We start from the raw sequence: 24552 nt of genomic DNA, 5'->3' as shown, positions 1-24552 counted from the left end.
ACGTCAGAGTGGCGAAGACGACCGCGCATACGGCGGCCTGTAACGCCACCCTTCCACCAACAGAAGAGAACTTTACGAATCGCAAAGATATCGACGATTCGCTCGCGCGTGGCATGCCATCGATCACGACGGACGCCGCCATGACGCGCGTGAATGCGCATCAAACCGCGCAGGATGCGCCGGCCGCGATGCTCACCATCGCGGAATGCGATATTCGCGACGAGCGCGCCCGGCAGGATGCGCAATGGGGCGGACCCACGTACGACGACCAGCAGAGGCTGAGTGACTTCCCTTTTTATATCGCCGATCAGTGCGAGAAGATGACCCGCGAAAAAGCGGCGGAACATCGCTCACGCATCGTGAAAATCGCTGCGCTCGTCGTGGACACGCTCGAATCGTACGACCGCGAGGCCAGGATGGTCGCGCAGCAGTCCCCTTCCGGGAACATGAACCTTCGCATCCTGACGGGAGAACCGATATGCCCGAAGTTCTGATCCTCTATCCGGACGGCAATGGCGGGGCGGCGCGTGATGCGTGGATTCGCGTCTCTAACGGCCTGCCGGTGATTCGAAGGGCAGTACCGCGCCGAGGTACTGGCGGCCCGCTACCGCAGCAAGGAAATGGGTTCAGCAGGTCGCCTACTTCGGCGGATCGTCCAGGGGTGACAAGGAGCGCACCCGGTTCTATACGGAAAGTCGCGACTACGACGAATTTGGCGACCTGAAGACCTGCAAGAACATGATCGACTTGTCGCACTGGCAGGCGTTGACCGATAACCCCAAGGATTGGCTATGAGCGAGCGATTCGAGTTCGAGCGGTTCCACTGTGAGGCAGGAGACTTTAAAGCATGGTTCGTTCCGGGACCGGACGGCGAATACGTCAAGGCGAAAGACGCGCTCGACCGCGAGGCCGTATTGCAGGCGCAGATTCGCACGCTAGAAGCGCAGTTACCGGCATCCGGCCTTAAGCCGGTTCCGTGCCCTGTGTGCCGATCGCGCGACGTGAGCGGCGATAGCGGCATCGTGCATTGCTACGTGTGCAAGCTCGAGGTGAAGCGCGAGACGACGCCACTCGCGACGCTCGCATGGAATGAGCGCGCGCCGTTTATCGCGCAATCGATGTGCAACGCACACACCCGCGAAGCACCGTTCACGAACGCATTGCCAACGCCCGCGAAGGATGATGCATCGCGCCTGTTCCCGGTTGTGGACGTGCAGACATTGCAGAAGGAATGCGAATGCGGAACGTGCCGCCCACGCACGCTGGCCGATATGCGCATGATCCTGTGCCCGACGTGCGGCAACCAAAGATGCCCGAAAGCAACGTGGCACGAAAAACGATGCACCGGCAGTAAGGAGGTCGGCCAGCCCGGCAGTTCGTGGGAGCACGTCAATCCGTTCGCGCCGCTCTCGCCAGTTGCGCCGGTCGCACCGCCCGCGCCAGTCATGCCGCTCGTGCCAGTTGCGTGGATGACAACCTACGCATGGCCGCGAAAGCCGACCTTGCGCATGCTGGCCGAAATGAACCAGCGCCAGCGCGATTTTGTCATGCAGCATGCACAGGAGGTCATCGCGCTCGCGCCGGTCGGCATCGTGAAAGCGTCACCCCCCGCGCCACCCGGCACCTGATAGCGAAGCTGACGAAATGAGCGAACGGGACTGGCATATCCGCATGGCGCGGACCTTTCTGGGCGCAGGCCATGCACGTTCGCCGGTATCCACAGCACTCTTCATGGCACGCCAGACACGTGACGTGAGCCGGAAAACGCCGCCAGAAGGCCGCGGCTATCATGCGGACATACCAGCAATCGACCCCGCCGCGCCCGCACGGGGCGAGTTCTTCCAGGAGACGTGAATGCCAGGTTATATCGTGCAATTCGGCGGCAAGTATTGCGCGTGGAGCACGGTCAAGGGCGCGCCCACCACGCGCCTTATGACCGAGGCCGAACTGTTCGCGGCGCTGGCGCGCGATCACCCGTATCTCGAACGCGAGATATTCGACTGCCGCATGGCGCGCGTGCGTGAGTATGGTTGCAGCGGCGGCATGTACGGATTCACGAAGGCGGACCTGTTGGCGTCCAATCGCGCCGGGCCTGACGGATCGCACGTAGCAACGGAAGAAGAAATGATCGCGCTATACCTGTACGGGGCACCGAAGGAGAATCCGTGAATAACCCGCTCAACAAAAGACGCGATACGTGCGCATCCCCAAGCTCGCCCCGGTCGTGGAACGGCAAAATCGACACGAGCCTATTTAGCGGCGAGTGCATGGTTCCGTTATCCCGCCCGTCGCCGATCCCATCGAGCGCGCGTGGATTTATGCGGAAACGGCCCATCAGGGTGGGGGATACGCATACGAATCGGTGATTCTGTTGCGCCCCGCGCGTAAGGTGTCCGACCCGGTCATCGAGCAGCCCGGCATGTTTGACGAAGATGATTGAATGAAAGTATCTGAACAGCCCACGGGCTGCCATCGAGTAGGCGATGTTCCCCCCGCGGTGCATCACATCATGGACGCGCGGCATCAGTCGCCCGACGGCCACGCGCCCGGTTGATATCCCAATTGGCCTTCGGACGCCCCCGCGTGCCGTCCGGCTGCGCGCCCGCGAGCAGCATGTCCAGAAATGCCATGTGCAGCCACCTAATGCCGCCCATGGCGACAGGCGTCGCCGTGTCGGTCGTTGAGGATACCGCCGATGGTGCGGCGATCAGCCAGGGTCGGGTAGCCTTCCATCGTGATGCCATGGACCCCGACCGTGCCGTAGGCCCCCGAGCGCGCGTTCGCCCTTGAAGCCTGACGTTATGTTGAAGTGCTTCACGGAGTTGCTGTCATTCCCTCACTGCATCCCGAAGCCGACGTTGCTGCTCGCCGTTGTGCCATGAAACTGCACATCGACGTTACACAGTTCCCCGGACGCCTTACTGCCGTTCAGCTCGCAGTCGATTCCGCCCCTGCGGAGCCGTACCATTGCGCCTCGTACTGGCCGAGGTACTCGCGCAAGCGGTTGGAGTTAATCTGCGACATGTTGTTGCAGAGACAGTTCAAGCCGGGCAGCGGTCCCGCCCCAGACGTCGAAGTCAACGAGACGCCGCGGCGCTTCGAAGCGAGCGACAACGTTCGCACGAAGGAAGGCTCTCTCGCGCACGTCGGCTATTACGATGGTCGCGGCGAGGTCGGCGTGAATGTCGTTGAGGCCGCAGAATACCGCGAGGATGAACTGACGCCACCGCTGTTGTGAAGAGGCGGAAAACCCCGATTGGGCTAGGAGACAAGCGCGGGAATACTCGCGCGCAGGGAAGCATTTACAAGGGTTTCACCAATGGTCCGACTCAGGATTTACGAAGAGCCGATGACGCCCACTGAGCGCCGCAGGAAGAGCGATGCCGAGCGCGCGGAGCGGGGCGAGTATCGTCTGAATCAATGGATTGGCCCGGAAGCCAAGGCCGCGCTGGACGCCCTGGTCGGCCCGGAACCGGAGCGCGGCGCGATCACCGAGGTCGTGAGCAAGGCACTGATTGAGCTTGCCGCGCGGATCAAGAAGAAGGGGAGCAAGTGAGACACTTCCAGTTGGCAGGCGAGCGAGATTAGCGACCCAGAAGGCCAATTGCCTGCTCGTGTCTCCCACGCGAACAGGCGGGTTCAGCCTGCAGGTTGGCCGGTTCGGCTGTCTCCAGATAACGCGCCCAGTCGGCATGACTGTCAAGTTCATCTAGCGTAAAGACTCACCACGGAAATCCCAATCGATCATAAACGCAACTAACCGTCCGGCCCGTCTATATCCCCATCAACTGCGAACGGCGTCTCCAGCAGGGCAGGCATTATCGGTTCTAATGAGACGGAGCCGAGGGACTTCGAATTGGCGGGGCATCGGTGCTGCGCGCGATGCCGCGCTGCCGGCGAACATCATCAGTGGCGTCCAGACTTGATGCATGTCTGGGCTTGGTCATCCGATCGACATGGAGCGGGCCATGATTTGCCGCAAGCTGAGGGTTCACGTACTCGTCTTCTGCGCCACGGGCGCATTGTTGGGCAGCGTCGCGGCCTCGGCAGATGAAGTTAGGGTGATGATTTCGGGCGCGTTTGCGTCAGCCTATCGCGCACTGGGTCCACAATTCGAGCAGGCGGCCGGCGATACGCTGGTCACTGTCTGGGGGCCTGTGGTGGGCACGGCCGCGAATGCCATCCCTGTGCGACTCGCGCGCGGAGAATGGGCAGACGTGCTGATCCTGGTCGGCTATGCACTCGACGATCAGCTCAACGCCGGCAAGGTCGTGTCTGGCAGCAAGGTGGACTTCGCACGCTCGGCAATTGGCATTGCGGCTCGCGAGGGGGCGCCGAAGCCGGATATCAGCTCGGTTGACGCTCTGCGGCGCACGCTGCTCGCCGCGAAGTCGATCGTCTATCCGGATGACGCCAATGGAGTCTATATCGGCACCGAACTTTTCCGGCGTCTCGGTATCGAGGAGCGGGTGGCGAACAAGAGCCGCATGATCCCATCCGAGCGGGTCGCCAATGTCGTCGCGAACGGCGAGGCGGAGATCGGATTTCAGCAGATCGTCGAACTGTTGCCGGTGGACGGGGTGACGGTGGTCGGCAATTTGCCCGCGGAGGTCCAAAGGTACACGGTGTTTTCCGGGGGCATCTCCACCAATGCCAAAAATCCAGCGGGCGCAGCGGCCCTGATCCGTTTTCTGTCATCGCCGGACGCGGCCCCCACGATTGAGGGGACCGGGCTCGAACCGCTAACGCCGAAGACTTCGAACTGAGTGTAGCTGTGAGCCCTCCGCGCCGTCGAGCTAGGTGACGGCCGGATCTTCCGAGAACGGCCATGAACGGCCTTCCAGCTAGCAAACTGGTCGGACACTTGAAGGTCCGCTTCAGCCGATATCGGTCGATCGCCGGGGAGTGAAAGTCAGTAAGCTCCCAATCAAAGTTTTTGACGGAAAATTGTTTGGAGACCTCGGGTAGAGGTTATGTATGGGCTTCGCGGCGAACGCTTGCACACGCGACGTGTCTGTAGACGTGTGCTGCAACGAACGTCCAAGTATCGTCCCTTGACGTTTGACTGCCATGTGAACTTTCCCGCGCTCGAGCGCGGTGCCTGGCGATTCTCACCAAGCAAATATCTCGTGCACGCGTGCTAGCGCTTCGCGAGCGACTTTGTGCGTCATCGCACGTTGCGTAAATCGGTCTGCGATGCAATATATCTAGCCAGCCCGGCAGCGATAAAGCGTGTGTACGCCGCATGACGCATCAGTTCAATGAACAGATCAGACAAAAAATCTTGGGAAAGCGCATGAATGCCCCGGTCGAAGAAATCGATGTAATCAAGTTACCTGAGGGATTTCACGCTCTGCGCAGTGAATGGCGCGAACTATGGGTCCGTGCGAAAGGACTCCATCATGAGTCGTTCGACGTTTGCTGGATCGCCTGGGATTGTGTTGCGAAACGAACAGGGAAATCGCTTCGGATCGTCACTGCCCGCCACAATGGAAAGCTCATTGCGGTCTGGCCACTGGTGCGTTCGCGCAATCGCCTGTGGACCATGCTGAGGCCATTGGGTCCGGACTCGGCAGACTATACGACGATACTCGTCGATCCCGAGCATTCCTCAGATAAACTAATCGAATTGATATGGCTCGCCGCACGGAAGCATTGCGCATCAGACATCATTCTGCTTCCTTTTCTCGACTGCGAGAGTCATCTTTATCGGCTGGCCATGGAGCACGATGGCCTGGTGACGCATAAGGAAGATCCCTGTGCAGTTGCGCGATTGTCGCGTGAAGTGAACTGGGAAAGTTTCGCTGGGTCGCTCGGTACGCTGTCGGGAAGAAAGGCGGGCGCGCTGCGCAGACGTCTCGAACGGCAAGGCAAGGTTGACGTGCGCGTGCTTGGCCCCGAAGACGGCGATAACAATGTGTGCATGATCGACTGGATGCTTGCCAGCAAGCGCGACTGGGCGGAGCGCGTGGACAAGAAGGGACAGTGGCTCTATTCGAGCATATATCGCGATTACCTCATTGCGCTCGCAAATCAGAAGAGCGAGGGCGACGAAGAGGCGTGCGCAAGAATACTGGTCCTATCGATGAACGACGCACCCATCGCGGTGTGCATGGTCGGCATGGGAAAGCAGCGCATCCTGGGAATCATGAACAGCTTCGACCGCCAGCATGCCAAACTCGCGCCCGGTGCGATCGCGATGGAAGCGTGGGTGCGCTGGGCAATTGAACATGGCAACGACTTCGATCTCGGCGTCGGCTCCGAAACGTTCAAACCTTATTGGAGCAAGGGAAACATCTCCAGGGTTTCCAGCATCGAGATCGCTCATTCGGCATGGGGCCGGGTGGCGTATGCGATGCGCGATGGCGCGAGCAGACTGTCCGCGATTCGTGCCGATATGCGTCGCGGAAAAGTCGCTGCAGGGCCGGCGAAAACACATCATGCCCACGGCGCCGCGTCGAACGCCAACCCCGGTGAAAGCGATGAACGCCCGGACGAACCTTCATCGCCGGAGCGCACCGGGGCGGAGCGAGAGTCATAGGCATGTGAAGCCACGCAGCGGCACGACGGCGTGGCGACGATCAACTAAGTGCGTCTTGCTAACTAAACCGTTCCCGATCAACGGTGCACAATTCAACCCTCTACGCACCGGCTTGCAACGACTCCCGGTCCTCGAAGTCGGGTGAGTGAAAAGACGTTCTGTCAGGTGCCGTCTTGTTGAACCGATAGTCGGTCGGCGTGATCGACAAGTGTTTCTTCAGAAGCTTGGCGAGCTGGCCACCGCTCCCGATCCCGCAACGCCGAGCGATCTTGTCCACGGGAAGTTGCGAATCAATGAGCATCCGGCAACTCAACTCGAGCCGTATGCGCTGCAGATAGTCCGACGGCGTCATGCCGATCTCCGCCTTGAAGCGACGAAGGAAATTGCGCTCGCTCATTGCCGCTGCTTCAGCGGCCAATTCGACGGTGATCGGACGGGCGGCATTCTCCTTGAGCCAGCGCGCAGACACCATGATCTTGTCGCTGATACGTGGCGTCGATAAACTGCGTGCGAGAGCCGCATCCAGCAAGTCGCGCGTCGATGGCGTGAGAGCGCGGGCAAAGTGCTTCGCCATTTCAGCGTCGAGTTCCTCTTTGGGAATCGGTAGCGCCGTGCGAATGGCACTCGCAGCAGTCCTCGAATGGTCCTGCCAGGACATGTCGCCTGCGATGCCTGGGTTCATCAGGTCCACGTCATATCGGCCCGATAACCCGTTTGCAGTCAATATCAATTCACCTTCTGAAACCGGACATACGACGGTGCTCATCGGATGGCGCTGGCGCAGCCATTTGCAAAGCCGATCGTCGGATGCCGCCTGTTTCGCGCCGGCACCGCCCGCAATGAAAAGCAGAATCGTGGAACTCGTGGCTTGATGAAGCGTCGTTTTTTCCGTTCCAACGGGAACCGACGATGAACTGACGATTGTTCCGCCCGTTGAAGACAGAAGTGAAACGTTAAAATGCGATCCATTTCCAGATTGCGCTCGGGTCAATGCGTTGGCGCGCTGAAAGATCTCGATGATTGCCGCGATTCCCGGCAACGAAAATCCATCGAATAAAACAATCTCGACGTCCGAAACGGGACGCTTTCCGAAGCTGGTGATGCCAGCGGATTGTTGATTTAACGCCGAATGCATTTTAATCTCCAGGCTCACCGCAAACGTTTATTTGCCGCCGCGATGGCAAGCAGGTACTACGGCGACCGGGCGCCTTCTACTGTGAAGCGAAACGCCCTGAGTCGTCGGTCTGTGTATTGCGATGTCGAACAGGCGTGTCATCCCGCGTTGCCCGGTCAATCGACGGTACGAGGCAGAATCGTTCTGGCGGTTCCATTCCGCCTTCCAACGCCTATAAAACGCGATATATCTGCAAGATCATCGATGCCCATACCGGCCGATCTCAACCGGCGTTCCCCTGCGCGGTCGGACAGGTCACGACTGCGCTCAATAAATATTTGATTCATTTTTTTATCTTGCCAAAAGGTTTTGTTCTTATGCGGGCCTGAAACTAAGATGCGCGATTCAAATGGGGTGTCGTCCGCACACATGAATCAAAAATTAAGTGGATATTTAATATTTATGCGCCATCATTGGAGGATGCTATTCGATTGGCTCCATTGGATTTCATACAATAATCCCGTTCTGTGTGGCCGCGCACGCTTTTGCGAATGATGGGGCGCAACCAGTCGGGGAAACTCTCTTCAATCGTGACTGTTCAGCAGCCGGGTCGCTGGCTGTATAGGATTGCCAGCAAAGTCACGGCGTAATACGTCGAGCATGCCATGCCCTTGCGTGCGGAGTGTGTCGAGGCAGGACCGAATGACGCAGAAATTTTTGGAACCGTCGAGTGTGCGAAAGCAGCCGGATGTTTTCTGTTTCACTTTTGGCATGCGGATTCCATCAGGACGGTTGTCAGATGCCGGGCCACGGTCGGCGTTTCAACAGAGCCTGGAGTAGCGCTGCCGTTTCGGGTCACAACGGACAGATCCGTTCTTTGTTGCCTTTCCCCACGAGTCTCGCCTGGCAAGGTGCATCGAACCGTATGTCCTGCGGGCAAATATCGAGAGCTTCCTGGATGCGCGCGCCTGTATTGTAAAGAAAGGACAGTAGAGCGTGATCACGCTGCCCCTCCACGGTACTGCGGTCTGGCTGGGCAAGAATGCCCGCTACTTCGTCTGATTCCAGATAGCAGACCAGACGTCGATGCATGCGCTTGCTAGGAATGGCGAGCACTTCCGCACACTGGGCCAGCGCCGTAGGCTCTTGCGCTTGCACAAAACGGAAAAAACTTTTTATCGCTGCGAGACGGCAGTTGCGTGTGCCGATCGAAACGTGCCGCTCAACTTCCGTATGCTGGAGGAAGGCACAGACCTCAGTCGCGGTGATTTGCGCCAAAGTCAGGTGTGCGATCGGCCGCTTTTGGGGTTCAGAGGTGAAACGAAGAAATAAGCGCCATGTATCTCGATAGGACCAGACGGTGTGAGCAGAGACGTTACGCTGCTGCACGAGCCAGTTCTCGAAGAAGGCGCGTAACAGTTGAACAAACGATGCGGTCATTCGCATGATTCACCTCCAACCGATTCCCCGAGGTTGCGCGCGCCGAAGACTCCGAACCGTTCGGACGCTTGCTGCAGCAACTCTTGCGTCGTGGTGAGACGAGGGTCGACTTGATACTGGCGTGTCCAAGATATGCGGCAAGGTAAGGCAGATGCACCTGGGGATTGATCCCGTCGCGATACCAGGCGGTCATCCGATTCACCGCCAGAGCGTGTCGAAGATCATGGACGCGAGGACCTGCATAACCGGGCAAGGGCTTCAGCCAGAATCCCGGATCACCTGGACGAGCAGCTTGCTGACTCTGATCTGGGAGTAGCCTCGGGATGTCTGTACGTTCCAGACCTCGCTTACATGAAAAAGCAGGGACTCTCGCAAGTGTTCCTCGATGCGCTGGGTCAACCTGGGCGCGTACACCCACCGCTATGTTCATGTAATCGAAAGTGCCTGCCGGAACCAGGACTGCAAGTACGACGGCGAGTATTGTTCCTAGCAGCGCCGCTGCGTCGATACGTTCCTGCTCAATAGGTCCTCCCTGTAACATAGCCGGCGTAACGGATGATTGCGGCCCACAAGACGTAGGCTGGGCGGCGGCATCTGTTTTTCCAAGATCGCATATGGCCGCCTAGTTCGGCATACCGCAAGACTTCGGAAAACCGTCAGATGACCGGTTTGCCTCTATTACGGCCTTCAGCCGAGCGAGACTGTGAGTGGCGGCTCCGGGTCGGGATATGCCCTTTGCATCGCGCACCGCCGACGAAGGATCGCGCGACAGGTTAATCGGACAGAGTGCGGCCAACGACGGCGGATGGCAGAGATCTTCATGTGGACATTCGAACGCGGCTTCGCTCAGATTTTGTTGAAAAAGTCGCTGACCGTCTCTGTCAGGGGGTTTTTCGGTGTCTTCTTGCCATTGACCGGCGTGCGCGAGCGGTTTGTAGGCCGAACTGAGAGGTCGATTCTCACGCGGGAGAACTGAAAGAGCCACGCAGCGACTCTTTCCACAGTATCCCCAGACAGCAGACCGTCGCCCTAAACGAACGGGCAGGCTACGAGGCACTGTGTCCATGCCTTGAATCAGTACATCAGAGCTCTCAGTCCGACCTCGAGCGCGATTTTCGAGCTCCAGCAGGGCTTCGATCCTGGAACAGGGGCCGGCCCGCGCTGAGCGCCAGTCCTACCACGCTTCATCCGCTCTCGGAACTACTCTGGGAGACGTCGATGAACGACTAAATACGTTGGTACGATAGTGCACATTCCAGTGCGGGGCGCTCCCGTATATTTGTATGCATGCTCCGCCGAAGACCCTTGGCTTGATCAGCGAAGTGCCTCGCGAATCGTTAGCGCAGGGTATATATGCGTCCGCTTCGTCGCGGGGTCTCTATTCTCTCTTGAGCTCCAAACATGACGCCCTTCGATCATCACGACCCCATTCCACGGGTCGCTGACAGTCTCCGTATGCCAGTCTATGCACCGGCATCACAACAGATTGCCGCATCGCAAATGAGCGCTTTCGCTGCAGCGCTCGAGGTGCGCACTGGTTTGCCTCTGTCCGATTACACGCGACTGCACGAGTTTTCGGTACGTGAATACCGGAGTTTCTGGCGTGGCTTTCTTAAGTGGTGCACGGATATCGAAACTTCAGGCGAAGTCGAGCCGGTCTGCGTTGGCGAAGACATCGAGCGTGCGAAATTTTTTCCGCGGCTCGAACTCAGCTATGCAGATAGCCTGCTCGGTTTGACCATCGCCGGCGCCGACGCCCCTGCATTGACCGAGTGTCATGTAGACGCGCCGACTGTGCGCCTGACGCGCGGCGAACTGCGCGAGCGAGTGGCGAGCCTCGCTTGCACGCTCGAACGTCTCGGGTTGCGCAGTGGCGATCGCGTGGCCATGGTCATGCGCAACGACGCGCAGGCCGTCATCTGTACGCTGGCCGTCGCCGCGCTCGGCGCGACGGTGGCGAGCGCGGCCCCGGAGATGGGGGCCGATGCGCTGCTCGATCGTTTCGTACCGCTCGCGCCACGGCTGCTGTTCGCGCACACGGCCACGCGTGCAACCGACAGGGGCACGCCGCTCGCGGAGAACATCGCAGGCCTCGCCTCGGCGATGCCCTCGCTCGAAGGCATCATCAGCCTCGATGATGGACCGTTGCCCGACAGCGTCACGCTGCCGGTTCACTCGCTTGGCGCGCTGATTGCACAATCCGATCCGGCGGACTTCGTCTGGCGGCGCTTTCCGTTCAATCATCCGCTGTTCATCATGTTTTCGTCGGGTACGACCGGCAAGCCAAAATGTATCGTGCATGGTGCCGGTGGCACGCTCCTCGAACACCTGAAGGAGCATCGGCTCCATACCGACTTGCGCCCTGGCGAGAAGCTCTATTTTCAGACCAGTTGCGCGTGGATGATGTGGAACTGGCAACTCTCGGCGCTTGCATCCGGGGTCGAGATCGTCACCTATGACGGTCCGCTTGCGACGGTCGATACTTTGTGGCGTATTGCGGCCGATAACCGCGTGAACGTGTTTGGAACGAGCCCCGCCTATCTGAAGATGTGTGAGCAGGCGAATCTCGAGCCTGCACGGCAATTCGACCTTTCGGCACTGCGCGCGATGCTGTCGACCGGCGCGGTCCTGTTCGACTCGCAGTACGACTGGGTAAGAGAACACGTCGGCGCGTTGCCGCTGCAGTCGATTTCGGGCGGCACCGATATCATCGGCTGCTTCGTACTTGGCAATCCGAACTTGCCGGTCTACGCGGGCGAAGCGCAATGCAAGAGTCTGGGGCTCGATGTGCAGGCATGGGATGACGGCCGACCGGCAGTCGGGATCGGCCAACTCGTCTGCACCAATCCGTTCCCTTCGCGACCGGTTGGCTTTTTTGGCGATACCGACGGGACGCGTTTTCATGCGTCGTACTTTGCCGCTGACCCGGGCGCCTGGACGCACGGCGACCTGATCGAATTTTCCCCTCAAGGATCGGCGCGCATGCACGGCCGCTCCGATGGCGTGCTGAACGTCGGCGGCGTGAACGTCGGACCCGCCGAAATCTATCGCATTCTGAACGATATTCCCGGTATTCGCGACGCGATGGTGGTCGATCGGAATGCGGCCGGTTCGTTATCCCATGCAGGCCGCAATGGGGCGAATTCGACCTTGACCGCAGGTTCGCGCGAACGAGGCATCGTTCTGTTGCTGGTATTGCAACCCGGTGTCGAGCTTTCCGCCGCGTTGCTGTCACGCGTGCGCGGTGACCTCGTTCGCCGTGCATCGCCCGCGCATGTGCCGGGTTTGGTCCTCGCGGTCGAAGCTCTGCCGACCACCCATAGTGGCAAGCCCTCGGAGGCCGCGGCGCGCGATGCCATCAACGGGGTGCCGGCCAGAAACGCCGGGGCGTTGCGTAATCCCGAGTGTCTTGACGCCATCCGCCGGCAAGCGGCGCGGAACCTGGGAAAAGGCTCGCTGCCGTTGCCCGGCAATACGCGTGAGCAGATGGAGACGTACCTGCGGGCGTTGTGGGAACGCATGTTCGGTTTTGGACCGATAAGCAGCGACGATAACTTCTTCGATCTGGGCGGCGATTCGCTTCTCGCGGCGGAGATGGCGAGTCATGTACACGATGCAACCGGGCACACGATCTCGTTGACGAACCTGATGACCGCACCGACCATCGCGCAGATCACCGATATCCTGGAGGCCGGCCCTGTACCGGCGCCGTCGAGCACATTGGTGCTGATGCGCCCGGGCAACGGGACGCCGCTTTTTCTTGCGCACAGCGTCACCGGTTCGGTGATGGAATGCCGCGCGCTGATCGGCGCGCTGCGAACCGAAAGGCCGGTGTACGGACTCAACGCACAAGGTCTGGATGGCGATGAGCCGCCTCGACAGCATGTCATCGAGATGGCGCGCGTCTACCTCGCGCAGGTACGTCAGTTGCAGCCGCACGGGCCTTATGCGCTGGCTGGTTACTCTTTCGGCGGCTTGATCGCTCTTGAGATCGCACAGCAACTGCATCGCGCCGGCGAGCCGATCGAGTTGCTGTGCCTGCTCGACACCTATGTCAGTGAGCGTTATCTGCCGTGGGATGCGTGGATACGTTACGAAAGCCACTTCGTCGCCGAGCAATGGCGGAAATGGCGGACGCTCCGCGACATGCCGTCGCCGCAACGCATCCGATACGTGTCCGCTAAGGTAGCGGCGGCGATTGACCGGGCGCGCCTACGCTTGGGGTACAGGGCACGCAGGGCTGAACCCGATACTGTCGGGTTGCCGCCTGTGCTGCTGCGCGTACGCAAAGCAATGCAGGTTGCGATGGCCACGTACCGGCCGAAGCGCTATCGCGCCGGGCCGATCCTGTATGTCCGCGCGTTGATCCGAATAGAGGGCTGCGGGAATCCATTGTCATTGTGGCAGCGAGTTGCATGCGGTGGATTGAAAGTCGTCGACGTGGCGGGAGGCCACAGCGACATGCTCTTCAAACCGAACGCGGATGTGGTTGCCGCGGCACTCGATGCAGCGTTGTCCGTCAACCGAGCCGCGACCGATTCCTCGGGATACGCGAACTACACTGCGAACATGGCTGCTTACAGCAAATCGACCCCGACATGAACGCTTACGCGATCGTTATATCCGAAGCGGACGTTTCGGATAACCGCATCAACGCCGAGCGGTTCTGATAATCATATAGCCGGCTTCCCTCCGTTCGGCTCAACGGCTGGCGTAGAGTCAGGGTGCGAACACCGACGTGACGCACAGGAGGCGGCCTAATGATTTTGTCAAGAAGTCACCAAGGATCCGGGCGTGTAAGGCGTCCTGTTATGCAGGATCGCCCACAGCACGTTCACCCGTCGCCTGGCGAGCGCAATGATGATCCGATGATGCCGCTTTCCTTCCTTGTGTTTGCGCGCATAGAAGGCTGCGCTTTCCTCGCAGCGAAGCGATGCGAAGGCAGACTGATAAAAGATCCTTTGAGCTGGGCTGCACTATCCGACTGACGTGATTGTCGGCGCCGCGATCGGCATTCTGATCGCGTGTGATTACAAGACACGCGGTGCGTACGCGCTTCGCGCCAGCGGTCGTGCGACTGATCAATTCGCATCCGGGACCATGCTACATGTTGGCTTTCCTGTTCTTCTTCGAACTCGCCACCAAGTTTGACGAACCTCGCATGCTCGCGGAGTCCGTGATGAAGGCGCTATAGCCGTCGCGACGCCTCGTCACGCCAGGCGATCCTTGTCGGTGGTCACGGTGGATCGGGTATGAAGGAGCCTTCCATTTCACGGGAGGCTACGGTGCCGGGGCGTCACGTCAACGACCACCAGATGAGGCTCTACATGAAGTACAGAAACAAGGAACAACCGACCAGGGCAGGCGCACGCGCCGGGTAATTTGATCGCGCCATCAGATGCATATGACCATCTGCGCTGACCGCGCTACTTCAATCTCTTCATTGACAAGAGGGAATCGCGCCAACGGCTTTATTTTATTAGTACCAGTTGCAACGCCGATTAAGCCGATCCTCGCATTGTCGATATTTCATGTGGTATTGATAATCGGGAGAACGGCTATTGGGAATTACTCGGCCTGCGCATTTTTCTTCGCATTGATGTTGCGCGCAAACGTTGCAAGCTCGCGCGATTTGCTGCGCGCACCACGATAAATAGCGAAGTCGGCTCGCATTCGCTCGAACACATAACGCCGGACGAGGTGCCCGCCGAAGCCCGCGAGGAACTGAAGTATCCCCGCTGTGGAGACGCCGTCGAAGTCCATCTCGAGCTTTCGTTCACGGGCGAGTTTCATCGCCTGCCAAACGAGCAGCGCAACAGCACCGCTATGCGCAGTGGCCTGGCGCGTCGTCAGAACGTAGTAGGCGTTGGAGCGGTCCCATACGAGCGCCGTAGCGGCAACGAGGGCGCCGTCGCTATCAAAGGAACCGAGGATCGTGCCGGCATTGCGCCTAAATACTTCGGTCAGTAGTCGCCGCATGATGGTCGAGCCATAGACATTGGCGAGGTCGCGGGCGGCAAGATTCGAATCGTAGAAGTTGACGAAGGTTTCGACGCTCGAGATCTCCTGTACGATAAATCGCTCGGACGAGCGCCGGACCCGATTGCGCGTGTTCGATCGGAGTCTGCTCCAGGCGGTTTCTTCGTCCACGCCCCTAGGGATCTTGAGCGTGAACTGCACCGAGACCTTGAAGCCGGCCAGCATGAACGCGGCAGCTTCCGCTTCCGATACGAGTGGGTCGGCCACTTGCTGAAAGTGCGCGCACTTGGGCAACTGGGCAATCAACTTGCGTGTCACCTCCAGACGATGAGACCAGTCAGGATCACTGGCATCCGCGGCCTGGCGCTTGATCACAGGCCCGAGTGTGCGAGTGAGTGGCGGCAGATACGACAGACTCCAGAAGCCTTTTTTGGTCAGCGTGTAAGGCATTTCGCCAATGATCTCGTTGTCGACTTCGACGACGGCCGTGTGCCAGTTCTCGCCGATAGTGGCATTCAGCCACCAGGGTTCATGAAAGATCGATCTTTCCATTAGCCCTCCATATGAACTGGCAGGAAGAACAGACCTCATTTTCGTGTCGATTTTTCGCTTGATCGTATGGGGTTTTAAGGACGCAGGCACGACTACCGCGGAAACGGTCTCTATCGTCATAGCGGTTGATTCCTCTCACGTTTGGCTCCACGATACTATGGAAACCTATCGATCTCTTTCCGTCAAACCTGTGTCTTTAAACGACAATGTCTGCACACAGGTAGTCATGACCGAGAGCGGCACACCTCTATTTCTTCCTTCAGTAAGAAAGACTCAACGTTGGCGGATTTGCTCACAATAGTGACCGAATTCGCCATGCTGCCTGCCATAGGCTTAAGTCCTACGACACTTGTCCGTCTCAGCAACATGACTTCAACGTTGAGGTAGATCGATATGGCAGAAAAGCGACTCTCCATTATGGGAATCCGGGGCATTCCGGCGCAGCACGGCGGCTTCGAGACATTCGCTGAGCGACTTGCGCTCTATCTGACGAAGCGCGGATGGAGCGTGACCGTCTATTGCCAGGGACCGAATAGCGACGCTGACGTGGCCGAAGATAGCTGGTGCGGGATCAGGCGCATTTTTGTACCGGTCCAGCGGGATGGCGCGATGGGAACCGTCGAGTTCGACTGGAAATCGGTTCGAATAGCCGCGAAGCGGCACACTGGGCTGGTGCTGACGTTGGGCTACAACACCGCTATCTTCTGTAGTTATTTGCGTTGGCGCGGCATCAGAAACCTGATCAACATGGACGGTCTGGAATGGCGTCGTACGAAATGGCGCTGGTATGAGCGCGCGTGGTTATATATGAACGAACGTATCGGTTGCTGGACCGGCAATCATCTGATAGCCGATCATCCGTCCATCGCCATGCATCTCGCGACGCGCGTGAATCAGCGGAAGATCACGATGATCCCCTATGGCGCAGACCGGATCGATGAATATAGCGGCCTCGTACCCAAGGAGCTCGGCCTCGGTGATTCGCCTTATGCGCTGGTCATTGCGCGTCCTGAACCCGAGAATTCGATTCTCGAGATGGTGACTGCCTTCTCACGCCGACCTCGTGGCGCCAAACTTGTCGTACTGGGAAAGTACGATCCGGTTGGTAATCCTTACCATCGCGAAGTCGTCGATGCGGCGGGTCCCGAGGTCGTATTCCCCGGGGCTATCTACGACCAGACCGCCGTACAGGCGCTGAGACGCCATGCACTGTTTTATCTGCACGGGCATCAGGTCGGCGGCACCAATCCTTCACTCGTGGAAGCGTTGGGAGCCAGTTCCGCCGTTATCGCTCATGAGAATGAGTTTAACCGTTGGGTAGCCGGCCCCGACGCACGCTTCTTCTCGAACGAATCGGACTGCGATCTGCATATCTCGGCGCTGCTCGTCGATCACGCCACAGTGCGTGCGATGCGCGAGGCGAGCGGCCGTCGTTTCGACAGCGCCTTTCGATGGGACAGCGTGTTGGCTCAGTATGAGGCGCTGCTCGAGCGCAATCTGCGAGACGAGAAGAAGCCAAAAGTTTCGCCTGCACACGCGCCGGCCGAGTCGGCACCGATCAGCGCGGTACTCGAATCGGTCGCAACGACAGCGGGTGCACTCGCAGCGACGGGCATGCTCGCTCCAGCAGCAAATATCGAGGCAGAAGGGATATTCGCAGAGCCGGAGATAACCAACCATCACTAGGCGCTAGCGAGACCGGTATTCATACCCGGTCACGCTAGCGCACGATCTCGTAAGGCAACGAGATGTCAGCATAACTCGGAACGAATTTCGACTATGGACAACCGCAATTTTCTGCCGTCAGATCGCGTGGAAGAGTCCGACGAATACGGACTGGTCCGGCTCATCGACATAGCCATCCAGCAACACCGGATGATCATCCTCGTCACGCTCGCCTTTCTCCTGGCCGGGGCGTCATATGCATTTCTGGCTCCGCCGGTGTATCAGGCCGACATCATGTTGCAGGTCGAAGATAATCCCGACACGTCGGCAAGCAGAAGCACGCTTGCTGACGTGTCGGCACTCTTCGACGTGAAGTCGAACGCTTCCGCTGAAGCGCAAATTCTCGGATCCCGTCTGATCGTGAGTCGCGCAGTGGATGCGGTTCATGCCTATATCAGCGCGTCGCCGAAGTGGTTTCCACTCCTTGGGCGCCTGTTCGCGCGCGAAGCAACCGACATATCGAATCCCGGCTTCTTCGGTCGGGGCGGCTATACATGGGGCACGGAGAAGATCCACGTTCCGCTCTTCGACGTACCGGATCGAAGCGAGGAAAAAAGCTTCGATTTGACGCTGCTGGGCGAGGGACGCTATGCGTTGTCCGGGCCGGGACTGGAACCGTCAGTGCAGGGGCGCATTGGACAGCGCGAAGTGTTTCATGCCCGGAATGGCGACATCTCACTCACTGTTGAATCGGCAACGGGAAAGCCCGGTGCCACATTCGTCCTCATGCGTCACTCGAGAGCCACGACGATCCACGACGTCCAGGCCGGGCTGAATATCCAGGAAAAGATCAAGCAATCGGGGGTGGTCATCGCTACGCTTCAGGGCAACAATGCAGTCTACCTGCGCGATTTGATGACGCAGATAGGCAACGAGTACATCAGGCAGAATGTCGGTCGGAAGACAGAAGAAGTGGCTTTGTCGATGAATTTCCTCGACGCCCAGTTGCCGGTACTCAAGCAGCGGCTCCTGGCATCGCAGCAGCACCTGAAGGAACTCCGCGATACGAACGGGACGTTCGATCTGGACGAAGAGGCGAAGATCGCGCTCGGACAGGCAGCGGACGTCCAGACCCGATTGATCCAGTTCGTGCAGAAGAAGCAGGAGTTATCCGCTCACTTCGGTGCCACCGCCAAAGAGGTTGTGGCAACCAATCAGCAAATCGATACCTTGCAGCAGCAGGCCGCCGTAATTGACGATAAAATCAAGCGGCTCCCGGGCTTGCAGCAGGAACTAGCCAAGGCGATGCTGGATGTCAAAGTGAATACGGATCTCTATACCTCGCTCTTGACCAACGCGCAGCAACTTTTGTTGGTCAAGGCAGGAAAGCCCGGCAGTGTAAGACTTGTCGATACCCCCGACTTGCCTCCGGAATCGGTCAAACCAAAGAAATCCATGGTGCTGGCGGCGTCTCTGATATTCGGGCTTATCGTAGCCAGTGCGGCAGCTTACGCACGTAGCGTCCTGTTCGGCGGCTTTAGTTCGCCGTCCCAGATTGAAAAGAACATTGGTCTCAGCGTGTATGCGACCATCCCATATAGCAAGATTCAAAAGGGCATCACGCGGGCAGAGACCGATGGTCAACCGCGCATGAGTTTGCTCGCATCCGAAGCACCGCATGATGCAGCGGTAGAAAGCCTGCGCGCGTTGCGCACCGCCTTGCAGTTCGTGCTCTTCGAAGCTAAGAACGGCGTGGTGCTGGTGACCGGCCCGACACCGGGCGTCGGCAAATCATTCGTGTCCGCCAACCTTGCAGCACTGCTCGCGGCGGCGGGAAAGCGCGTGCTTCTTCTGGACTGCGATATTCGCGAGGGACATTTACATCGCTGCTTCGACGGACAGGTGAACGCTGGCTTTACCGAACTGATCACGGGGCACGCCTCGTTTGAATCCGTGATCAGAAAGGTCGCTCCTAATCTCGATTTCATTTCCAGAGGCTCTATTCCGTCGAATCCGTCAGAACTGTTGATGAGGGATCGCGTACGTGACGTCATCAAAGAACTGTCGAATGCATACGATGTTCTGCTCATCGATTCGGCGCCGATCCTCACCGTTACCGATGCAACCGTCATGGCACCCGCCGCGGGAACAGTATTCATCGTCGCACGAGCGGGAGCGACCAAGGCGGGCGAAGTAAAAGAGTCGATAAAGCGGCTATCGCAGAATGGCGTGATACCGACCGGCGTACTCTTTAATGGCGCCAATCCGGATCTCAGTCGATACGGCCTCGGTTCCATGTACGGAAGTTACCGGTACTCCCCGAACTCTTACCCGGAGCCTCCGAGAGTTGCTGGATAGCTCACTCGACATCCAGGTTCATTGGCAGTATTGTGCCAGTCACCACAACCTGATGATCCGGCAGCATCAGGCTCACATTACGTCTGTGATCGAAACATGTCAGAACCAAAGATATCCGTGTTGATGCCAGTGCATAACGGCACCCGATTTATCGAGGAGGCCGTCAACTCGATCTTGCAACAGGAGTATCGAAACTTCGAGTTATTGATCGTCGACGATGGGTCGGACGATGACACTCCGATGATCGCGAGTCGGATGAGCCGCAGCGACAAGCGCATTCACGTTCTTCGGCAAGACAAGAGCGGCATCGTCGCCGCGCTGAACCATGGGATAAACCGGGCGACCGGAAGGTATCTGGCGAGAATGGATGCAGACGACATCGCACATCCCAAGCGGCTCGGACTCCAGTTGGCAAAGATGGAAGCGGAACCCCGTCTTGTTGCTTGTGGCACCGATATCGTCAAATTCGGAGAGGTGGATCAATATGTCGCCACTCCGCCTACCGATGAAGCGTGCAAGGCACTCCTGATGATCGAGAGTTGCTTCGCGCATCCTACGGTCATGATGCGTGCTCAGGTAATCAGGCAGAAAGGTCTAGAGTACCGCGCCGACGCTGAATACGTCGAAGATTACCGGTTGTGGACTGACCTCGTTTCGTACGGGGAGTTCGCCAACATTTCGCTGCCGTTGCTCCGTTACCGAATCCATGGCGGCCAGGTTGGAGCGCGACGAATTGCACGTCAGAGGGACGCCCACGTTGGAATAGCCAAAGACGTTCTGAAGCGACACGGCTGCACGGTTCAAACAGGCGAACTCAGCGAGTTCCTCTGGCCGTCGGACTCCGGCGTGCAGAAGGCGATTGCGTATTTCCTCGGCACGGGCGATCTGGCAAGGAACATCAACGCGACCGCTCCGACATGCAGCTGGCTGCATAAACGTACCAGAAGAATTCGGGTCCGCAACACCGTGAAGATGGCGGCTCGTAAAGACATATAGGCAAACCGGGATGAAGACGGTTCAGGAGTCGTGCATGCAGACCAGAGCGACAGTAGATGTAAGCATGGTAGTGGCCAATTTTAATAACGGTCGCTACCTCGAAGACTTTTTCCTTTCGATACTAAAATCGACGTCTCAGCCGCGCGAGGTGATTTTTGTCGACGACGGCTCCACTGACAACTCGCTGATCATCGCGCAACACGCGTCGGATGCGCTGGACAATGTGAGGATCATCGCGCTATCGAAGAACGTCGGCTTTGCGAATGCATTGAACATCGGTATAGCGAACTGTTCTTCTACCTACATCATGCGAATGGATCCGGACGATGTACTTCTTCCGGAGCGCATTGAGCGTCAGTACGAATACATCACCAGAAACGCGCTGGATGTAGTCGGAAGCAACGCGGTGATCTTTCACGACTCGACCAATCTGCCGATAGGAAAGACGAATTTTCCTGCGCGGCACGCGGACATCGAAACAACGATTCTGAGGGGTGAGCACGGAGTGCTCCATCCTACCGTTCTAGGCCGCGCTTCTTTCTTCAAGAATGTCCCCTACATTCAGGAAAACGTTCCCGCAGAAGACTACGATATCTTTGCCCGTTTTCTCAAAGCCGGCGCAAGATTTGGCAACGTCGCGGAACCGCTGATCCGTTATCGGATACACGACAAGAGTGCATCCAGCCGGCTTCGATACGCGACGATCGCGAGGACATTTCGACTTCGCGACACCATTTTCGGGGGATATACATCACGTTGGAAGATAGTTTCCTATTACTGCTTCATCAAGTCGTATCGAAACTATCTGGGTTCACAATCGACAGTTTCGAAATCGCTATGGGGCGCGCTCTCCTCCCTCTGCTATCCCCAAAAGCTGGTGCGTAAGATCGCAACGCGTACTGTTTACCGTCCGGGAAGATGACCATGACAGATCAAATCCATGAACAGGTGACGGTGACGACAGGGACATTGCACGATCGGCTTATCGAGCTTGAGGATCGGCCTCGTCGAGTCTCTCTGTTCTCCATAATCGGGGAGGACTGGCGCGTCAATTCGCATATGAAGTCGCGATTCGTTCTCGTACTTTTCAGGTTCGCCCATGCTTCGTACAACGATCGTTGGCGATTGACGCGAGCGCTGATGGCGCCGTACCGATTCGTGTACCGATTGATCGTGGACTGGGTGATGGGCATCGACATCCCGTGTCGGGTCACGCTTGGCAGAGGCGTAGTGCTGTATCACTCTGTCGGTATCGTGATCAATGAGGCCGTGAAGATGGGCGATGGCTGCATCATCCGCCACGGCGTCACGATAGGAAACAAGCTAGGCGACGATGGTGAAAGTGATCCGCCGACGATCGGGAATCGCGTCGAGTTTGGTGCGGGTGCGATCGTGATCGGCGATATTCTTATTGGCGATGAGGCGATCATTGGCGCGGGATCCGTGGTGACCCGCGATGTGGCGCCCGGTGCGGTCGTGGTCGGCAATCCTGCGCGGGAGGTCGCTCGCCATGCGCCACGAGTCCGATGACCTAATCATCTACTACATTGTCGGAGCGTTCGCCCTCGATAACGTCGTCAATTACTTTACAGCAATACCGGTCTTCGTGGCATCGATCCCCTTATCGATACTACTGATGTTCCGTTTCACGCGTGACAAGATCGACCGGCTCTGGTTTATCGCGTGCATCTTGTCTCTCCTGACATCGGCGCTGATCAACTTTCTGCGCTTCACCATGACGATAGAAGATGTATCTGACATCCTGTTTCTCATGCAGTTCTTTGCCGCATTTTTCTACGCTAAAAACACCCGTATTAGTCCGTCTGCGATCAGCCACGCGACCTATGTGTTCGCGTTGCTTTTTCTGCCGGCGTTCATCGGTATCAACGGAAGCGACTATGGCGACGATGCCGATGTCTTCACGTCGGGATCGAACGACATCGAGTTCCTGAGACTTTACAACCAGGGCTTGTATCGGCTCCCTCACGTGGCGTCGTATTTGCTCGCGTTCGGAAGCCTCTGGTGGATCTACGTTGCCTCGTTCAGCCGGAAGAAACGGCACTTCATGCTTGCCGCCCTGTTTCTCTATTTCACGCTGTACACAGGATCGCGCACGCCGATTATCGTGATTGCGGCGGCCTATCTCGTCGCGAACATCCGGCTCCAGGCGCGGCAGTTGTTGATAACGGCTAGCATCTTCATGCTCGCCGGATTGTTTGCCGTGCACATGAGAGAGGTTCTCGACTTTTTGTTCGGAAGCTTTCTGTATCAGTACCTTTCTTTCTTCGAGACAGTACTGGACAATTTCGACCGCTTGAGCCGCGTGATCATATGGAACAGTTGGTTCTCGGCGATCGTCTCGTTCAACGGACTCGATTTCTTAATTGGTCGTAATTTCTCGAGTTCGTTCGACTTCAACATGCGCCAAATAGGTCTTTACATTTGGTTCCATAACGACTTCCTGAGCACGTTTTATTCATACGGAATGCCCGTTCTAATTGCGTACGCTATTCCGCACCTGATGGCGGTAAGGATCGCTATTCAACGGCGCTCATCGGCAATCCTGCTGTCGGTGCTGGGATTCTTCATCTTCGCGGCTGCATTCGTGAACGGCTTCTATAAGTACTTGCCGGTGATGTTCTTCGTGCTGCTATTTTCTGATCGCGCCGTTGTGGCCGCATACGCGAGGGGTATCGCCTCTTCGGGTGGCACGACGCAGGGGCGGCTTCAACTCGACGAAGGCAACCGCGCGGCGGAGGCGCAATGAAGGCGTTGGCGCGTGCGTGCGTTCTGGCATGGATGGCCATGCTCTTGGTCATCTCGGCATTCGCCGGCGAGGCACCCACGAAACCCTATTCCGTCGGCGTGTACTACTTTCCCGGCTGGAAATTTGCTCCCCCGTTCGCCAAAAGTCCACCGTGGGACGCCATTCGTCAGTATGGTGGTCGCAAGCCGCTTCTGGGTTTCTACGACGACAGCCGGATCGACATCGCAACGCAACACGTTCGCTGGATGCACGACTATGGCGTCGACTTTGTTGTTTACGACTGGTACTGGATCAACGATGGCGGTGCGGTTCTCACGCAACCCATAGATGCCTATCTGGCATCGCCGGCCCGATCGGCCGTCAAGTTTTCGATACTGTGGGCCAACCATACCGATACACCGTCTTCGCTGGCGCAATTCGATGCCATCGTCGACTATTGGATCCATCACTACTTTTTGCAGAAGTCCTATTACCGCATTGACGGTTTGCCTGTCGTCTTCATCTTTGCGCCCGAGGACCTCGATCGCAAGGCTACCTCGTTCGGGACGAATGTCGCGCAGCTTTTCGAACGGGCGCGCAAAGAGGCTGTTGCAGCGGGCATACCTGGAATCTATTTCGTCGCCACGAGCCAGGCGGTTGCGGAACCCGTCGAACATGGCCTTCCCGCGGCCGAGTATTCGGCCATCAGTGCCTACAACTATCACATGGGGCTGTCGGGGAATTATTCACCGGACATGCCGCAATCGCACTCGTATTCCGAGTTGACCAATGGATACCGCCAGAGCTGGACATGGATTCTCACGCATTCCAGACTACCTTACTTCGTACCCGTTACCTCTGGCTGGGACAAGCGTCCCTGGGGCGGAAGTCCGGACAAATTGCACGACCTGTCCTTTAGCGTACCGCACGAATTTGAAGAACATTTAAAGCAGGCAAGATCGGTACTCGATCAATATCCGGACAAAACGCATCGCACCGTGGTCATCTGTTGCTGGAACGAGTTCGGCGAAGGTTCATTCATCGAGCCGACGGAGAAGTGGAGGTTCGACTATCTGCAACAAGTAAAGAATGTATTCGGCGGTCCCGTGCAGTAACCGGAAAAGACTTTGTCTTGTCGTCCGCGCCGACCCAAGCCGGAAT

The 24552-nt window shown here is 58.0% G+C and carries 21 protein-coding genes; 17 read left to right on the top strand and 4 right to left on the bottom strand.

Features of this window, described 5'->3' with window-relative positions; translation table 11 throughout:
- Positions 1-8: 8 nt before the first annotated feature.
- From B0G69_RS31990 to B0G69_RS31980, 4 genes are all read left to right on the top strand, one after another.
- A complete protein-coding gene (locus B0G69_RS31990; RefSeq protein WP_121324066.1) occupies positions 9-494 on the top strand; it encodes a hypothetical protein in 486 nt (161 codons plus the stop codon).
- 297 nt (positions 495-791) lie between these two features.
- Positions 792-1628, top strand: a complete 837-nt coding sequence (locus B0G69_RS31985; RefSeq protein WP_121324064.1) for a hypothetical protein — start codon at positions 792-794, stop codon at positions 1626-1628.
- A gap of 16 nt (positions 1629-1644) precedes the next feature.
- On the top strand, positions 1645-1854 hold the full coding sequence (locus B0G69_RS40805; RefSeq protein WP_147440799.1) for a hypothetical protein: 210 nt from the start codon (positions 1645-1647) through the stop codon (positions 1852-1854).
- Positions 1855-2169, top strand: a complete 315-nt coding sequence (locus B0G69_RS31980; RefSeq protein WP_121324063.1) for a hypothetical protein — start codon at positions 1855-1857, stop codon at positions 2167-2169. It abuts the gene before it with no gap.
- Between the two features lie 338 nt (positions 2170-2507).
- Here the strand turns inward: B0G69_RS31980 and B0G69_RS42835 are convergent, their stop codons facing one another.
- Positions 2508-2630: a hypothetical protein gene (locus B0G69_RS42835; RefSeq protein WP_277873596.1), complete on the bottom strand. Its 123-nt coding sequence runs from the start codon at positions 2628-2630 to the stop codon at positions 2508-2510.
- A gap of 248 nt (positions 2631-2878) precedes the next feature.
- On the opposite strand from B0G69_RS42835, the gene B0G69_RS40800 reads away from it, so the two are divergent.
- The 4 genes from B0G69_RS40800 (at position 2879) to B0G69_RS31960 (ending at position 6541) form a co-directional block, all read left to right on the top strand.
- The gene (locus tag B0G69_RS40800; RefSeq protein ID WP_147440798.1) at positions 2879-3238 is read left to right on the top strand and encodes a hypothetical protein; all 360 of its coding nucleotides are present in this window, start codon (positions 2879-2881) and stop codon (positions 3236-3238) included.
- A 111-nt stretch (positions 3239-3349) separates the two neighbouring features.
- On the top strand, positions 3350-3556 hold the full coding sequence (locus B0G69_RS31970; protein ID WP_121324059.1) for a hypothetical protein: 207 nt from the start codon (positions 3350-3352) through the stop codon (positions 3554-3556).
- A gap of 412 nt (positions 3557-3968) precedes the next feature.
- Positions 3969-4766 carry a substrate-binding domain-containing protein gene (locus B0G69_RS31965; RefSeq protein ID WP_121324057.1) on the top strand — a complete coding sequence of 266 codons (798 nt, stop codon included), beginning with the start codon at positions 3969-3971 and terminating at the stop codon, positions 4764-4766.
- Positions 4767-5245: 479 nt separating this feature from the next.
- A complete protein-coding gene (locus B0G69_RS31960; RefSeq protein ID WP_121324056.1) occupies positions 5246-6541 on the top strand; it encodes a GNAT family N-acetyltransferase in 1296 nt (431 codons plus the stop codon).
- A gap of 100 nt (positions 6542-6641) precedes the next feature.
- Here the strand turns inward: B0G69_RS31960 and B0G69_RS31955 are convergent, their stop codons facing one another.
- The gene (locus B0G69_RS31955) at positions 6642-7676 is read right to left on the bottom strand and encodes a helix-turn-helix domain-containing protein (protein ID WP_241991579.1); all 1035 of its coding nucleotides are present in this window, start codon (positions 7674-7676) and stop codon (positions 6642-6644) included.
- An 834-nt stretch (positions 7677-8510) separates the two neighbouring features.
- Positions 8511-9101 carry a site-specific integrase gene (locus B0G69_RS31945; protein WP_121324054.1) on the bottom strand — a complete coding sequence of 197 codons (591 nt, stop codon included), beginning with the start codon at positions 9099-9101 and terminating at the stop codon, positions 8511-8513.
- 799 nt (positions 9102-9900) lie between these two features.
- Between B0G69_RS31945 and B0G69_RS41170 the strand changes: the two genes are divergently transcribed.
- Positions 9901-10071, top strand: coding sequence for a hypothetical protein (locus B0G69_RS41170; RefSeq protein ID WP_158609014.1), 171 nt, complete (start codon positions 9901-9903; stop codon positions 10069-10071).
- 425 nt (positions 10072-10496) lie between these two features.
- Entirely contained in the window at positions 10497-13697 is a 3201-nt protein-coding gene (locus B0G69_RS31940) for an acetoacetate--CoA ligase (protein ID WP_121324052.1), read from the top strand.
- A 966-nt stretch (positions 13698-14663) separates the two neighbouring features.
- Here the strand turns inward: B0G69_RS31940 and B0G69_RS31935 are convergent.
- On the bottom strand, positions 14664-15626 hold the full coding sequence (locus B0G69_RS31935) for a GNAT family N-acetyltransferase (protein ID WP_158609013.1): 963 nt from the start codon (positions 15624-15626) through the stop codon (positions 14664-14666).
- Positions 15627-16019: 393 nt separating this feature from the next.
- Here B0G69_RS31935 and B0G69_RS31930 point away from each other — a divergent pair, with 393 nt between their 5' ends.
- The 7 genes from B0G69_RS31930 to B0G69_RS31900 all read left to right on the top strand — a co-directional run bounded on the left by B0G69_RS31930 (position 16020) and on the right by B0G69_RS31900 (position 24506).
- Positions 16020-17312 carry a DUF1972 domain-containing protein gene (locus B0G69_RS31930; protein ID WP_121324049.1) on the top strand — a complete coding sequence of 431 codons (1293 nt, stop codon included), beginning with the start codon at positions 16020-16022 and terminating at the stop codon, positions 17310-17312.
- A 93-nt stretch (positions 17313-17405) separates the two neighbouring features.
- Positions 17406-19649 (top strand): polysaccharide biosynthesis tyrosine autokinase, encoded by a 2244-nt coding sequence (locus B0G69_RS31925; RefSeq protein ID WP_121324048.1) that lies wholly within the window; start codon positions 17406-17408, stop codon positions 19647-19649.
- Between the two features lie 96 nt (positions 19650-19745).
- The gene (locus B0G69_RS31920; protein WP_121324047.1) at positions 19746-20645 is read left to right on the top strand and encodes a glycosyltransferase family 2 protein; all 900 of its coding nucleotides are present in this window, start codon (positions 19746-19748) and stop codon (positions 20643-20645) included.
- A gap of 34 nt (positions 20646-20679) precedes the next feature.
- Entirely contained in the window at positions 20680-21567 is an 888-nt protein-coding gene (locus B0G69_RS31915; RefSeq protein WP_158609012.1) for a glycosyltransferase, read from the top strand.
- A 2-nt stretch (positions 21568-21569) separates the two neighbouring features.
- The gene (locus B0G69_RS31910; RefSeq protein WP_121325053.1) at positions 21570-22175 is read left to right on the top strand and encodes a serine acetyltransferase; all 606 of its coding nucleotides are present in this window, start codon (positions 21570-21572) and stop codon (positions 22173-22175) included.
- Complete coding sequence (locus B0G69_RS31905; RefSeq protein WP_121324045.1) at positions 22156-23412, top strand: hypothetical protein; 1257 nt, start codon at positions 22156-22158, stop codon at positions 23410-23412. The genes B0G69_RS31910 and B0G69_RS31905 overlap by 20 nt, the downstream gene beginning before the upstream one ends.
- Positions 23409-24506 carry a glycoside hydrolase family 99-like domain-containing protein gene (locus B0G69_RS31900; RefSeq protein WP_199731447.1) on the top strand — a complete coding sequence of 366 codons (1098 nt, stop codon included), beginning with the start codon at positions 23409-23411 and terminating at the stop codon, positions 24504-24506. The genes B0G69_RS31905 and B0G69_RS31900 overlap by 4 nt, the downstream gene beginning before the upstream one ends.
- Positions 24507-24552: the final 46 nt, after the last annotated feature.

Origin of the sequence: Paraburkholderia sp. RAU2J, assembly GCF_003634845.1 — a bacterium.
Classification (GTDB): domain Bacteria; phylum Pseudomonadota; class Gammaproteobacteria; order Burkholderiales; family Burkholderiaceae; genus Paraburkholderia; species Paraburkholderia fynbosensis.
This window is presented reverse-complemented; position numbering and strand designations above follow the sequence as displayed.